The organism is Amycolatopsis sp. lyj-90 (assembly GCF_046549035.1).
Taxonomy (GTDB): Bacteria; Actinomycetota; Actinomycetes; order Mycobacteriales; family Pseudonocardiaceae; genus Amycolatopsis.
In genome coordinates, this window is the sequence record NZ_JAJPWP010000015.1 from 166,200 (window position 1) to 180,533 (window position 14,334).

Consider the following 14,334-nt stretch of genomic DNA (forward strand, 5'->3'; position numbering starts at 1 on the left):
GTCAGCGTTTGACGCGGTTGCGGACGGCCAGCAGGGTCAGGCCGAGCAGCAGGGGCCCGAGGACGCGCATGACCAGCCGCAAGACCTCGCCGAACGGCGTCAGTTCCTTGGGCAGCGACGTCAGTTTCGTTTCCAGCGAAACGGTGCTCTGGGCGACATAGATGAGGGTGTCCCCGAAGGCGGGCGTGGTCTTGAAGCCGCCTAGCCGGAAGCCGACGCTGGCCAGCACGACGAGGACCGCCAGCGTCGTGAGGGCCCTGAGGGCGCGAAGGCCGTAGCCGGAGATGAGCCAGTACAGGTGGAGGATGAAGCGCTCGGACCACGGGGTGGCCGGGCTGTGGCGGCGCATCTCCATCTCGCCGTAGTAGAAGTCGGCGGCGCCGGGTTCGTTCTTGCTGTCCTCCTGCGCCTTGCGGAGCTGGCGGTAGAGGTCGGCGATGCGGCGGGGGCCGACGGGAGCGTTGCGGTCGCGTCGCCACGCCTGTTCCTCGGCGAGGACCTGACGTCTTCGTCTGGTGGCGAACCGGCAGTCGCCTTCCAGGCGCAGTTTGTCCAGGTGGTGCGCGCCCGCGAACTCGCATCGCGCGAGGTCCACGTCCGTGAGCACCAGATCGGCGACATCCGTCCCGCTGATCGACGTCAGCGAGGCGCCGGAAGCGGCGATGACGGTCGAGGGCTTGCCGAACACCACGCGGTCCAGATCCAGCGCGCCGCGGGAAACTGCGAGGCTGACCCCGCCCTCGAACGTCGTCTCGGCGCAGTCCATCTCGCGCACGTCGGCCTCGATGGACACTCGCTTACCGAAGGTGGCGTGCCCGAGGTTCAGCGTTTTCGCCGTGATCGGCCCGAAGTACTCCGTGGCCTGGAAGTCCGCCCCGGCGAAGCTCGCCACCTCGCTCGCCGCAGCCTCCCTGAAGGTGGCTTCTCCGCCGAACTCTGCGTTCTCGAATCCGGCACGCGCGAGGAAACGCGCGCCTTCGAACCTGGCGTCCGCTTCGAACTTCGCGCGGCCGAAATTCGCGGCCCCTTTGAACACCTGCATGTCGAAATTGGCCCGCCCGTGGAAGTGAGCCTCGTCGAATCGGGCGTCGCCAGTGAAGCCGCCGTCGGTGACGAACCAGGCCTCGCCCCCGAAAACCACCGCGCGGAAGGATGTCCGGCCGCCGAAGGCCGTTCCCTGGAAGTCGGCGCGCTCATCGAACGCGGCGCCATCGAACCGGGCATGGCGGTGAAAGGTCGCGTCCTTGAACGGAACGGTACGGAAGCTCGCGCGGTCGAACCTCACGTCGCCGACGAATTCCGCGCCTTCGAAAGTGGCGTCCGGGAATCTGACGCCTTCGAACCACGCGCTGTCGAGGAAGACCGCTTTGTGAAAGGAAGCGCCGGTGTCGAAGGAGACCGCCTCGAACTGAACGGTGCTTTCGAATCTCACCTCGCCGAAATCGGCCCATCCGAACCGCCTGCCCACCGCTCCGATGAGGCGTCGCAGGAGGTCGCCGGACAACGTGGTGCCGCTCAGATGGACATCGGAACCCGCGGCGAGACCGTCGAAGTAGCGGTCCTGGTGGGTCGGATGAAGATGCGCCAGGCAGCGATCGAAGTCACCGATGCGCACACCACGACAGCCCGCGAGACCACACGCTGCCCAGGCTTCGCCCATGGCGACATTCCTAACGCAAAACAGGGCTCCGGGACCGGTCGCCCCTCGCAAACCGGTACCGGAGCCCCTACGGAAGGCTCGCCTCCCCGCGAGCCGACCGTAAGCACACTTGGCGAGCTTCGCGGGACTTCGTATCGCCGGACCCCCAGTACCAGGCGATTCGCTGCCCGCGCTCTCGCCGCGCGATGGCATAACAATGCCCGGTCACCGCGGGGTCACGGCAGCGTGAAGACCCCCAACTACCCCTGGGTAGAACTACTCAACCGGTGACGACGACGAAGCCCTCTTCGCCCGCGTCCGCGCCTGACGTGCCTTGTCCGCCGCCTCCTTGGCCTTCTCTGCAGGCGCGCGGTCGGCCTCGACCGCGCTTCGCTGCAGAGCCGCCAGCAGCCGCGTCACGCCCTCCGCCTGTTCGGCGGCGGTCGGCTGGAGAACGTCGTCGCCGTCCAGCTTGGCCTGGATGAGCGCTTCGAGCGCTTCCCGGTAACCATCGGTGTACTGGCCAGGGTCGAAGTCCTGCGTGAGGTCTTCGATCAGCGAAACCGCGTTCCGCAACTCCCCGCGCCGCAGGTCGACGTCCTCGTGCAGGAACGGGAAGTCGGGCCGCCGGATCTCGTCGGGCCACAGCATCGTCTCGAGCAGGATCACCTGGTCCCGCACGCGCAGCGCGCCCAGCGTTTCGCGCTGCCTCAGCGTCACCTTCACGATCGCGATCCGCCCGGACTGCTGCAGCGCCTCGCTCAACAGCACGTACGGCTTGGTACCCGAGGGCTCGGGTTCGAGGTAGTAGCTGCGCGCGAAGTACATCGAGTCGACCTGCTCGGCCGGGGTGAAGCCGACGACGTCCATCGACTGGGTGGTCGGCGCGAGCAACGAAGCGAAGTCACCGCCGGTCAGCAGGACGACGTCGCCGTTGGGAACGGGGTGGCCCTTGGCGATCTCGGCCGCGGGCACCTCGGCGCCGTCGACCTCGCAGACCCACTTCACCCGCACCCGGCCGCCGTCCGGCTCGTGCACCTGGTGGAGGGGGACGTTGTGCTCTTCGGTCGCGCTGTACGCCTTCACCGGAATGGCGTAGGTCCCGAATCCGATCGTGCCTTTCCACACCGCCCGCATGGCCCACCTCCGCCTGGTCAGCGTATCCACGGGCCGAAGCGGCGGGACAGCTACAAACGGGTGTCAGGGGCGACTGATTCGCTCACACATTCGAATGACGGACGAGATTCGGCCAGTGCTTCGGCCGAACAGTCGACAGCGGTGGCGGCCGCTCGGAGTACTTCCGCGACGACCTCGACATCGATCGTCCTGGCGGTGGCCAGCACGCCTTCTCCCCCGACCTCGACCCTGCCTGCCATGCCCTCGAGCGCGATGGCCAAGGCCTGCTGCCCCGCGACGAGGTGCCGCACCACCTTGAGCAGTTCGGGCACGGTCGCGGCGGTACCGGACGCGGTCAGCGAGACTGCGAGGTCGTCCGCGCAGGCCCGGAAGTGGGAGGCGACGACGGTCGGCGGCAGCGTGAGCCGCTGCGGCCCTGGCGGGTTCTGCTCGTGACCCAGCACGCGCTCACCGCCCTCCGGATCCTTCGGGTCTCGACCGCGCACATCCTGCCACCGCTACTCTCCGCCTTTCGCGCGACACCCCGTTCACCGTGCCCGCCATAACCGGAAGGCACCGTTCCGAAACCGGAAACCCTTGCCGGACAAGGGGTCCGAGGTGGATGGATTCGTGGCACTGGCCGGATCACAGCACGAATAAAGAAGTCGTCATCACTTCCCGGTCAGGAAGCCGCGGCCAGCAGCGCGGCTTCGATCTTCGACCGCCACGCCTGGTCGACCCGGCCGGTCCGCGGCGCGACGGCGAACGAGTCGACCACCGCGCCGCCGAGGGTGGCCACCTTCGCCCAGCGCACCTCGGCCTCGCATCGCCGCAGCGCGCCCGCGACCCGGTACAACAGCCCGATCCGGTTCGCGGCCCGCAGCTCGACCACGACCGTGTCCTGTCCGCTGGTCTCGTCGTCGAACCAGATCACCTTCGCGTTCGCGGTGGGAGTCTCGCCGTAGTCCCGTTCCTTGGCCGCGAGCCGCTGGGTGAGCGGCAGCGTCCCGGCCACCGCCCTGGCGAACTGCTCACGCAGCAACGTGACGTCGGGCAGCGAGCCGAACTTCGGCGACGCGGTGAACACCCCCGCCCGTCCCCCGTCGTGCCCGCGCAGGACCGCCGCGTGGACCTCCAATGAGTTCAGCGCGAGCACGCCGGCGGCGGGAGCCAGCAGTTCGGCGCGGGCCGGCACCGCGAGCACCACGGTCACGACCTTGCCCGCGGCGGTGATCCGCACTTCGCCGCGGCCGGACGCGACGGCCTCGGCGACGAGTTCCCGTTGCTCGGCGCCCATCGGCTCCGGCGGGAGGAAACCCTTGCCGTGCAACGCCTCTTCGCAACCGGATACGAGTTCGGCGAGCAGGCGGGCCTTCCAGTCGGTCCACACGCCCGGCCCGGTGGCCAGCGAATCGGCCGTCGTCAGCGCGTGCAGCAACTCCAGCAGGACCAGGTTCTCGTCGAGGGTCTTCGTCACCCGCTGGATCGTGGCCGGGTCGCTGATGTCCCGCCGCGTCGCGGTATGCGGCAGCAGCAGGTGATGCCGCACCATCGCCGACACCAGCGCCACGTCGGGCTCCGACAGCCCGAGCCGGGCCGCCACCTGCGCGCTGATCTTCGCGCCGAGTTCGGAATGGTCCGCGTCCCGGCCCTTGCCGATGTCGTGCAGCAGCGCGCCGATCAGCAGCAGGTCCGGCCGCGAAACGGTGGTCGTCAGTTTCGACGCCTCCACCGCGGCGCGCACGAGATGCCGGTCGACGGTCCACGAGTGCACCGGTGACCTCGGCGGGAGGTCCCGCACCGCCCCCCATTCGGGGAACAGCCGTGCCCAGAGACCTGTCCGATCGAGCGCTTCGACGGCGTCGACGAGGCCTTCGCCCGCGCCGAGCAGCTCCACCAAAGCCTTGAGGGCGTCGGCGGGCCACGGCGCGCGCAGTTCCGGCGCCGTCTCGGCGAGCGCCCGCAGGGTCCCGTGCGAAATCGGCTTCCGGATCCGGGCCGACGCGGCGGCGACCCGCAGCAGCAGCGCCGGATCCTTGGCGGGCACCGCGTCCCGCGCCAGCGCGACCTCGTTCCCGTGCAGGACGACACCTTCGTCGAGCGGCGTCCGCACCGGCCGCCGCCCGAATCGCGCCTTGGGGGGTTCCACAGTGGACCGGAGGGCGACGTCGACCGCGTACGCGATCGTCCGCCCGACACCGGAAAGCTTGCGCGCCAAGGTGAACCGGTCGCCGAAGCCGAGTTCGCCCGCAACCGTCTCGGCCTCCGGCGCGCTGAGGATGTCGCGCTCCCGGCGCAGTTCCTTGCGCAGTTCGGTCCGGACGTCGAGCAGCAGGCTCTTGGCCTCCAGCAGTTCCTCGCCGGGCCTCGCCGTCAGCTGTGCCGCCGCCAGGGCTTCCAAGACGGCGAAGTCGCGAAGCCCGCCTCGGCCATGCTTGAGATCCGGCTCGGCGGACTGCGCGATCTCGCCACTGCGGGCCCAGCGCTGACGCACCGCGTCCGACAGCTCGCCGACCCGCTTCCTGGCCGACCGCCGCCACTCGTCCCGCGCCGCGGCCGCCAGCCTGGCGGTGATCTCGGCGTCCCCTGCGATATGGCGGATGTCGAGCAGCCCCATCGCGGTCCGCAGGTCCTCGGACGCCACTTTCAGCGCCTCGCCCGGTGTGCGGACCGAGTGGTCGAGGCCGATCTTGGCGTCCCACAACGGATACCAGATCGCGTCGGCGATCTCACCGACGCGGGAGTTGCCGTTGTGCAGCAACAACAGGTCGAGGTCGGAGAAGGGCACCAGTTCCCGGCGCCCCAGGCCGCCGACGGCGGCCAGCGCGACACCGGGTTCAGCGGTGTCGACGCCGGCCGCCGCGGCGCCCTTGCCCAACCAGAATTCGTAGAGGTCGACCAGGGCCGCCCGCAGCGCGGCCGCCCCTAGCCTCCCGTGCCTGCCCTCGAGCAATCGCTCGGTGGCCTTGACCAGCTCACCCCCGTCAGCCATCCCTGACGCCTATAGGGCGTCCGAGCCGCGTTCGCCGGTTCGTACCCGGATCACCGTCTCGACCGGCGTCACCCAGATCTTCCCGTCACCGATCTTTCCGGTGTGGGCGGCCGTGGTGATCGCGTCGAGGACCTTCTCGACGCCTGCGTCGTCGGTGACGACCTCCACCCGCAGCTTCGCCACGAAGTCCACGGAGTACTCCGCGCCCCGGTAGACCTCGGTGTGGCCCTTCTGCCTGCCGTAGCCCTGCACCTCGCTGACCGTCATGCCGAGCACGCCCAGCTGTTCCAGCGCGGAACGGACGTCGTCGAGCGTGAACGGCTTGACGATCGCGGTGATCAGCTTCATGCCTTGCTCTCCTCGAGTTTCGTGGCCGCGTTGCCGGTGGGCGCCTTGACCGGGATGCTGGTCGGCTGGCCGAGGCCGCCGCCCGAACCGGTGAAGTCGTACGCGCTCTCCGCGTGCTGGGCCTCATCGATACCACTGACCTCGTCCTCCGCGCTGACGCGGAACCCGCCGAGCTTCTTGATCACCCAGCCGATGACGAAGGTGAGCACGAACGAGTAGCCGAGGACCACGGCCGCCGCGAGCGCCTGCTTGCCGAGCTGGCCGAGGCCGCCGCCGTAGAACAGGCCGTCGACGCCGAGCGAGTTGACGCTGGTGGTGCCGAAGAAGCCGATGAGCAGCGTACCGACCAGACCACCCACGAGGTGGACGCCGACGACGTCGAGGGAGTCGTCGAAACCGAAGCGGAACTTGAGGCTGATCGCCAGGGCGCACAGGGCACCGGCGATGAGGCCGATGGCGATGGCACCCAGCGGGCTGACGAACCCGGCCGCCGGGGTGATCGCGACGAGACCCGCGACGGCACCGGAAGCGGCGCCCAGCGTGGTCGGCTTGCCGATCTTGATCTGCTCGATGATCAGCCAGCCGAGGATCGCGGCCGCGGTCGCGACGGTGGTGTTGGTGAACGCGACGGCGGCGAGGTCGTTGGCGGCCAGCGACGAACCGGCGTTGAAGCCGTACCAGCCGAACCACAGCAACGCGGCACCCAGCAGCACGAACGGCACGTTGTGCGGACGTCCGGTGCCCTTCGGCCAGCCCTTGCGCTTGCCGAGCACGATCGCCAGTGCCAGACCGGCCGCGCCGGCGTTGATGTGGACCGCGGTACCACCGGCGAAGTCGAGCGCCTTGAGCTGGTTGGCGATCCAGCCGCCGACCGAATCGGCGCCGATGAAGCCGTTGAACGAGAACACCCAGTGCGCCACCGGGAAGTACACGATGGTCACCCACACCGCGACGAACAGCGTCCAGCCCCAGAACTTGGCGCGGTCGGCGATGGCGCCGGAGATCAGCGCGGGCGTGATGATCGCGAACATCAGCTGGAACATCACGAAGGCGAACAGCGGCAGCCCGTCCGCGCCGGGCCAGGCGACCTCGGGCGCGGTGTCGGTCGCGGCGGTCGCGAACCCGGCGAGTTTGCCGGAGATGTTCGAGAGGCCGGCGAAGTCGAAGTTACCGAGCAACCCTCCGCCGATATCGTTGCCGAACGCCATCGTGAAGCCGTACAGCGTCCAGAGGACACCGACGACGGCGAGCGCGATGAAGTTCATCATCAACATGTTCAAAACGCTCTTCGCGCGGACCATGCCGCCGTAGAAGAACGCCAATCCCGGTGTCATGAGCATGACCAGCGCGGCGCTGATCAGTACCCATGCCGTGTCTCCTGCGTTCAGCACAATCTTCCTCCCGTGCCTGGGGTGTACTGCGCAGGAATTTTTGGACCGGGGTGTTTCCTCGGGCGGCGATTCAGGTTTCACCCGCGTGAACTGTCGGTGTGGCGTTGTTACGTCCAGGTTTCCGGAGACCTGGTGCGTTCTGTCCGGTTGCGAAACGTCGTGGTCGAATAGCCCCATGAACGCACGTGCATCCGGCAATCACCCGCTGCCACCGGAGATCGTCCGGTCACTGCGGTGTTCGCTCTGCGGTGACCCGGTCGGGGCAATCGAGCGCACGGTGCGTTGTGAACGTGGCCACTCGTTCGACGTAGCGAAGCAGGGTTACGTCAATCTTCTGCACGCGCGCATCCCCGCGGGCACGGCGGACACCGCGCCGATGGTCGCGGCTCGCGTCGACCTCCTCGCTTCGGGTGTCTATCTCCCTCTCGCCGACGCCCTCGCGAAGGTGGCTTCAGAGCACGTACAGGACGGGCTGATCATCGACGCCGGCGCGGGGACGGGGTACTACCTCGCGCACGTGCTCGACGCCGTCCCCGCCGCGCACGGGCTGGCGCTCGACGTCTCCGCCGTCGCCCTGCGCCGGGCCGCTCGCGCACACGCGCGCGCGAGCGCGGCCGTGTGGAATCTGTGGGAGCCCTGGCCGGTGGCGGACTCGAGCGCGTCGCTGATCCTCAACGTCTTCGCGCCCCGCAACGCCTCACAGTTCAACCGGGTCCTGACCGCGGACGGGCTGCTGGTCGTCGCGACGCCGAACCCCGGGCACCTCCGGGAGCTGGGCGACCTGGTGATCTCCGTCGACGGCGGCAAGGACGCGCGGCTGGAGGAAACCCTCGGCGAGAGCTTCGGCCGGGTGGACCGGCGCGATGTCACCGAACGGGTGACGCTGTCGCCCGCCCAGATCCGCCAGGTCGTGGAGATGGGCCCGAGCGCGCACCACCTCCACCGTGACGGGCGCCGTGAGCGGCTCGACGCGATCGCCGAGGCGGTGGACGTCACCACGTCGTTCAGCGTCACGCTGTACCGGCCGGTGTCCTGATGGAGGCGCCCGCGACCCTGCTCGCCGACGCGGCCTGGGTCAGCGCCCGCATCGGCGGCGCCGCCAAGCTCTACGGCTGTTCCCGGCCCGAAGTCCTCGGCACGATCTGGTGGTACTCGCTCTCCTCGGTCCTCGTCGCACCGTCGGTCGAGTCGCTCGTGCGGGGTGAGCCGTTGGATCCGTCGCTCGACGCCGTCACCATCGACCTCGTCCCGGACGGCCGCTTCACCGGCGCGCGGTCGTCACGGCTCCTTTCCGGCGGTCTGGCCGAACTCGGCGAAGCGTTCGCCGGGACGCTGGGCACGGCGATCGGCACCATCTCGGACGTCACGGGGGCGAATCCGCGCGCACTGGGCGCGATCGCGACGGATTCGATCGGCAACCGCCTGCTGTGGACCGGCGACACCGAACGGGCGATCGCGCTGGCGGCCCCGCTCGTGACCGCGATCGGGCTCGGGATGCCGGAGCCGCGGTTCTCCCGTGTCGGGCGGAACACCGTGGTGCGCCGTGCTTCCTGCTGCCTGATCTACGAAGCGGGGAATCCGAAGTGCACCAGTTGTCCCCGGCAAACTCCGGAGGAACGGGACCGGCGCCTCCGGGCCGCGCTCGGTTAGAGGCTGGTCCGTGGCCAAAGTGCCGGAACGCGTCGGTCCGGGTGGTCGTGAGTGGCGATTCGTGTTCTATTGAGGAGAAGGGTAAACGTGGCGTGCTCGTGCCGTTTTCGGTGTCGGTCGTGGGGTGGGTGTTGTGAAAGCCTCGTTCGCAACGGTGAAGGTTGGGAACGTGGCTTTCACGACCCTGTTGTCCTCGGTGACGCTGTTCTTGGCCGGGCTGGAAGTGCCGGCCGTGTGATCAGAGACGGATCACGTGTGCTTGGAGCCGGATCTCGCGTGATTGGGAGACGATCACGGAGTTCGCCTTCTGATCACGCGAGATCCGGCTCCAATCACGCGAGTCACGCCTTCGCTCACCTTGGGTTCAGCCACAACGCCACCATGAGGGCCGCACCAGCCTCCCGGGGCGTCGCGAAAGCCACTTTCGGGACATCAGACGTCCCGAAAGTGGCTTTCGCGACACGGCCGCTCGGCATCGGACGCAGCGAAGGACACCTTCACCCCGTCACCGGCCCCGCTCACCAACACGCCACGTTTGACTTCCCCTCAATAACCCGAATCGCCACTCACGACCATCTGGACCGATCACACCGCGGCGAGATTCTCCCCCGTCAACGCGGCCACCATCGCCGCCCGGGAACCGACCCCCAGTTTGGTGAAGATCCGGCGCATATGCGCGGAAACCGTGTTCAGGCTGATTTCCAGCACGCCGGCGATCTGCTTGTTCGTGTAACCGCGGCCCACCATGCGCGCGACTTCGTGCTCGCGCGGGCTGAGCAGGTCGTGCGGCTCCGGCGCCACCGGTACGAGCAGGCATCTGACGCCGTACTCGGTGACGTCCAACAGTGGTTTCCGCTGCACGGACGCACCATCGTTTAGTTCCATCACACGCCTGACGAGTGATCTCGCCAGATTTCGTACGGCTTCGTCTTCAGAAGCGACCTTCGCCCGTTGCCGCGCGAGATCGTGTATCGCTGGCGCAGGAAATCCGACCGCCGGGCCCATGGACATAGACCGGCCTCCCCCCTCTTGGTCTCCCTCCCTCTCTAGCAAACCCCTCCGACAGGAAAAGCGCATCGTCGATTTGTGTGACAGGTACGAACTAGTCGGTTCATGTCACACAAGAACGTGTGACTACCGGTATCCCCCGGTGCGCGGGCAGTGTCGGTTCCGTGCTCACCGACGCGCCGCGCCGGCGATCGCGGATTTTCACCGGAGCAGAGGAGAACCGTTATGAGCCGTGGCTATGCGGCAGTGAACGGCGAGCTGGAAGACGAGCTGAGCCGTGAACTCGAGGCCGAGTTCGAAAACGAACTCGAAGACGAGCTGGAAGGCGAATTCGAGGACGAGGACGAGTTCGAAGACGAGCTCGGCGGGCTGGCCCGGGAGCTCGAAGACGAGCTGGAGGACGAGGCGTACGGCGAGTACGAGGACGAAGACGAATTCGAGGCCGAGTTCGAAGCCGTCGTCCGCGAACTCGAGGACGAGTTCGAACTGGAATCCGAGGACGAGGACTTCGCCCATCCGGGACGGCGGGTCTATTCCGACGCCGAGATGATGGCGCAACTGGCCTTCCAGGCCGAAAACGCGGAGACCGAGGACGAGGCGGAGGCCTTCCTCGGCGCGCTCGCGCCGCTGGCGTTCCAGGCGGCGAAATGGGCGGCACCGAAGATCATCAAGCACGGTCCGCAGCTGATCCGCGGCGCGGTCGACCTGGGCCGCAAGCTGTGGCGGAACCCGGCGACCCGCCGCGCCGTCCGGCACATCCCGAAGATCATCGGGCGCACCGCGCGCGATGTCGGGCGCCGATATGCCGACGGCCGCCCGATCAACGCCGGCTACATCACGCGCAGGCTGGTCGGCCACACCGTGAACAGCGCGCAGAACGCGCCCGCGAACCAGCGGAGCCAGCAGCGCCGTCGCGGCCGTCCCCAGCAGCGCCGCCGACGTCCCGCCGCCCGTGGCGGGCGCAAGACGCAGTCGCGGGCCCGGTCGGGCGGCGCCCGTCGCGGCAAGGCGCGCGGCCGTGCGCGCCGCCGCTGAGGCGCGGCCCGCGACATCCGGTGAAGCGGCCTCGTCCACCGGATCCCGGCGGGCGGGGCCATCCGGAGACGAGCTGACGGCTTGGGTCCTGTCCCAGGCCACCAACGTGGAACGGCATCTGGAGGCGCTGCGGCCGTTCCGCTGGTCGGAGTTCGGCGATCCGGCCACCGGCCCGAGCCGGGCCCATCTCGCGGCGGTCAACCGGACGATGGCGACCTTGCGGGAGCCGCTGTTCGCCGCCACCCGCTCGGCACGCCGCGCGGCGGACGAGGCGGTGGCGCGGCCGGGTCAGGCGGAACTGGCACGACTGCTACGGGCGAAGTCCCGGGCACAGCACTGGGTCAGGACCACCGAACGGGTCTGGGACTTCTACCTCGACCTGTTCAACCAGCGGCAGGGCGCGTTCGCCCCGTGGCTGGTGGCCTGCGACAGGGTGGCGCTCGACTGCTACCAGTACGCCTACCTCGGAATCGGGAACTGGCGGTCGATCCCGACCCCGCCGCCGTTCTGCTATCTGCGCACCGGCTCCGGGCCGGCCACCTCGCGCCGCGGGATCCCCTTGCGGCGCTTGGGAAACCGGCTCAACCCGTTTCCGCTGATCCAGCTCCCGTACCACCGGCTGGTGAATCCGTGGACGCTCGGCGCGGTCCTGCACGAGGTGAGCCACAACCTGCAGAACGACCTGGGACTCGCCAGGGCGATCCCGTTGCAGGTGGCGGCGCGGCTCGTCGAAGCGGGGGTGCCGCGGCCGATCACCGGTGTCTGGGTCAGGTGGAACCGCGAGACGTTCGCCGATCTGTCCGCACTGTTGCTGGGCGGCCCGGCGGTGGTCGGTTCGCTGTTCGACGTCATCGGGCGGACCGAACTCGAAACGACGGGGTTCACCCCGCGCGCGGTGCATCCGGTGCCGTATCTCCGCGCGAAGATCTCGGTGGAGTTGTTACGCCGCATGGGTTTCACCCGGCACGCGGAGACCTACGCGGCGATGTGGCACAAGTTGTACCCGAGGGCGAAGCTGATCAACGCGCCGCCGGCGCTGCTGAAGACGGCGGACAAGGCGATCCCCGCGGTGGTGGACGCGATGTGCTTCACCTCGTTCCCCTCGCTGGGCCATCGCCCGCTGGCGAAGGTGCTGCGGTTCGAGGCCAAGGAACAGGCGATGATCGAGGAAGCCGCGGAAAGACTGGCGGGCGGCGTGTCCCCGGGTGTGGTCCCGGAACGCTTCCTGATCGGCGCGGTCCGGTTCGCGCTCGAAGAACGGATGTCGACACCGAGACGGCTGTTCGGCTTCTTCATGGAAGAACTCGGCAGGAGGGCGAGATGACACTCCACACCGAATTCTCCCGGCTGGGCACGGAAGTGAACCTGGTGGCCGCCTGCTGGCGGGCGCTGGAGATCAGTGTCGCCGAGGACAGGCCCGTCGGCGTCGGGCTCGCCGCGGCGGACCATCTCGCCGAGGTCGTCCTCGACGGCACCGGCGAGGTCGAGGCGGCCACCCGCGCGACGCAGCGTCCGGTGAGCGCGGAGTCGTTGCACACCACGGCGTCGTCGCTGCTGAAGCTGCGGCGGCGGGTGGACGGGCAGTGCCGTTCGCATCACGCGGTTTCCGGGCTGCTGCGCGCGGTGCACGGACGGGAGCAGGAATGGCGTGGCTGGGCGAGGAGCTTTCACGCCGGGGTGGACCAGTGCGCCGCCGCCTTGTCCTCGGCGGAGGACGTGATGGTGCGGTGCTGGCGTGAAGCAGTGGAACTGGCCGAATTCAAGGGATGTGGGGCGACCCGATGACGATCAACGACGACCGCGGCGCGACGTTGCCGCGTGCACAGGACATCGACAGCGCGTACCCGCTGTCGACCGGGCAGTACCCACCGCGGGCGGCGGCCCCCGGCGAACTCGCCGAACAGACGATCAGCGACGCGCTCGGCTGGAAGTGGCGCGAGGGCGACACCAAGGGCTTCGTGGCGGCGCTGACCGGGAGTTTCGAGCTGCAAGAGGTCCAAGGGCGCACCGAGGCCAAGTGGACTCCGCGCGGGTACGCGATCCAAGCCGACCTCGGCGCCGTCACCGGCGGCCAGGCCTCGCTCGCGGCCCGTGCCCGGAGCGCGGTGAAGGACTCGCTGGCGCTGCTCGACTCACTCCGTCCACTGAGGACGGACACGGATCCCGAGAACGCCGAGAGCTACCGGGCCCTGGTCCGGCACGACCTCGAACAGATCCGGCAGGAGCTGGAGAGCCCGCTGATCCGCGTGGCGCGGGTCGATCAGCTCTTCCTGCTACTGCTCGGGAACGGCGGCGACCCGGTGCAAGGACACCTCGGCCAGCTGCGGGACGAGCTCGGCCTGGTCTCGGGCAAGGTCAACACGATCGAGGAGGAGCGGATCCAGACCTCCTTCATCACCCTGGCGGATTGGGTGGTCTCGTTGTTCAGAGGCTGGCAGGACGCGCGGGACAAGATCGACCCGTTCTCGCAGCCGGCGGGCGGCCAGCCGTTCTTCGGCCCCGCCGTGGTCGCTCTCTCGCGACTGCTGTCGGCGACGGCGTCCCAGGTCGACGAGGTTGTCTCGATGCTGCGGTCGGTGTTCATCCAGCAGGAGGACCTCGAAGTACTGCGTGTCCCCGATCCGGTGGGCGGGACCATGTCGCTCGGCGGGCTGCTGCGCTGGATCCGTGAGTTCGCCACCTACGAGGGCGGCAAGCTGATCGAATCGGCGGGCAAGGAGGGCGTCAGCACGTCGTTCATCCAGATCGCGAGGCGGTTGCAGCGGATCGTGGCGAACCTTCCCCGGCAGAACCCCGGTGGCTCCAACGGGGACGTGCCCGGCAACTTCCGCGCGTCGCTTCCCCCTGGCTTCTTCAGCTCCCGCGTGCAGCGGGCCATCGACGAACTCGACGACCACCTCCAGGAGGTCGTCCGGATCGCCGAGCCGATCGGGCGAGGAGGCTCGCCGTCGTCGGCCGGGCCGAATCCGCCCGCGCCGCCCACCCCGCAGCTCACGCCGCCGTCCGGCCGGACACCGGCGGTGCCGTCGGTCGCCGAACTCCGTGAAGGGCACGGCTTCCAGGAGGAGCAGGCACCACCCGAGGCGGAGGAACCGCCGAAACCCCGGACCACGCGCAAACGGCCCGGGCAGTAGCCGGACCCGTACGGGAGGAAC

Annotated in this window: 13 protein-coding genes; 6 read left to right on the forward strand and 7 right to left on the reverse strand. The window is 69.0% G+C overall.

The genetic code is table 11. The features are described from left to right. Position 1 precedes the first annotated feature (1 nt). From ACLJPX_RS41370 to ACLJPX_RS41395, 6 genes are all read right to left on the reverse strand, one after another. Positions 2-1,660, reverse strand: a complete 1,659-nt coding sequence (locus ACLJPX_RS41370) for a pentapeptide repeat-containing protein (protein ID WP_410605647.1) — start codon at positions 1,658-1,660, stop codon at positions 2-4. 255 nt (positions 1,661-1,915) lie between these two features. Next, entirely contained in the window at positions 1,916-2,776 is an 861-nt protein-coding gene (locus tag ACLJPX_RS41375; RefSeq protein WP_410605648.1) for a Ku protein, read from the reverse strand. A gap of 50 nt (positions 2,777-2,826) precedes the next feature. Next, a complete protein-coding gene (locus tag ACLJPX_RS41380) occupies positions 2,827-3,219 on the reverse strand; it encodes a hypothetical protein (RefSeq protein ID WP_101613414.1) in 393 nt (130 codons plus the stop codon). A gap of 218 nt (positions 3,220-3,437) precedes the next feature. Next, positions 3,438-5,747: a [protein-PII] uridylyltransferase gene (locus ACLJPX_RS41385; RefSeq protein ID WP_410605649.1), complete on the reverse strand. Its 2,310-nt coding sequence runs from the start codon at positions 5,745-5,747 to the stop codon at positions 3,438-3,440. A 9-nt stretch (positions 5,748-5,756) separates the two neighbouring features. After that, complete coding sequence (locus ACLJPX_RS41390; protein ID WP_410605650.1) at positions 5,757-6,095, reverse strand: P-II family nitrogen regulator; 339 nt, start codon at positions 6,093-6,095, stop codon at positions 5,757-5,759. Further along, a complete protein-coding gene (locus ACLJPX_RS41395) occupies positions 6,092-7,486 on the reverse strand; it encodes an ammonium transporter (RefSeq protein ID WP_168214376.1) in 1,395 nt (464 codons plus the stop codon). Before ACLJPX_RS41395 ends, ACLJPX_RS41390 begins: the two co-directional genes overlap by 4 nt. A gap of 175 nt (positions 7,487-7,661) precedes the next feature. Here ACLJPX_RS41395 and ACLJPX_RS41400 point away from each other — a divergent pair, with 175 nt between their 5' ends. Both ACLJPX_RS41400 and ACLJPX_RS41405 read left to right on the forward strand, forming a co-directional pair. Next, on the forward strand, positions 7,662-8,522 hold the full coding sequence (locus ACLJPX_RS41400; RefSeq protein WP_410605651.1) for a putative RNA methyltransferase: 861 nt from the start codon (positions 7,662-7,664) through the stop codon (positions 8,520-8,522). Then, the gene (locus ACLJPX_RS41405) at positions 8,522-9,136 is read left to right on the forward strand and encodes a (2Fe-2S)-binding protein (RefSeq protein WP_410605652.1); all 615 of its coding nucleotides are present in this window, start codon (positions 8,522-8,524) and stop codon (positions 9,134-9,136) included. The genes ACLJPX_RS41400 and ACLJPX_RS41405 overlap by 1 nt, the downstream gene beginning before the upstream one ends. Positions 9,137-9,721: 585 nt before the next feature. Here ACLJPX_RS41405 and ACLJPX_RS41410 read toward each other — a convergent pair. After that, on the reverse strand, positions 9,722-9,997 hold the full coding sequence (locus ACLJPX_RS41410; protein WP_410605653.1) for a helix-turn-helix domain-containing protein: 276 nt from the start codon (positions 9,995-9,997) through the stop codon (positions 9,722-9,724). Positions 9,998-10,369: 372 nt separating this feature from the next. Here ACLJPX_RS41410 and ACLJPX_RS41415 point away from each other — a divergent pair, with 372 nt between their 5' ends. From ACLJPX_RS41415 to ACLJPX_RS41430, 4 genes are read left to right on the forward strand one after another with little or no spacing between them, the layout of a single operon-like run. Then, entirely contained in the window at positions 10,370-11,179 is an 810-nt protein-coding gene (locus ACLJPX_RS41415; protein ID WP_410605654.1) for a hypothetical protein, read from the forward strand. After that, a complete protein-coding gene (locus ACLJPX_RS41420; protein ID WP_410605655.1) occupies positions 11,163-12,503 on the forward strand; it encodes a hypothetical protein in 1,341 nt (446 codons plus the stop codon). The genes ACLJPX_RS41415 and ACLJPX_RS41420 overlap by 17 nt, the downstream gene beginning before the upstream one ends. Continuing rightward, positions 12,500-12,964, forward strand: a complete 465-nt coding sequence (locus tag ACLJPX_RS41425) for a hypothetical protein (protein ID WP_410605656.1) — start codon at positions 12,500-12,502, stop codon at positions 12,962-12,964. The genes ACLJPX_RS41420 and ACLJPX_RS41425 overlap by 4 nt, the downstream gene beginning before the upstream one ends. Beyond that, on the forward strand, positions 12,961-14,313 hold the full coding sequence (locus ACLJPX_RS41430; protein ID WP_410605657.1) for a hypothetical protein: 1,353 nt from the start codon (positions 12,961-12,963) through the stop codon (positions 14,311-14,313). The genes ACLJPX_RS41425 and ACLJPX_RS41430 overlap by 4 nt, the downstream gene beginning before the upstream one ends. The last annotated feature ends 21 nt before the right edge of the window (positions 14,314-14,334 follow it).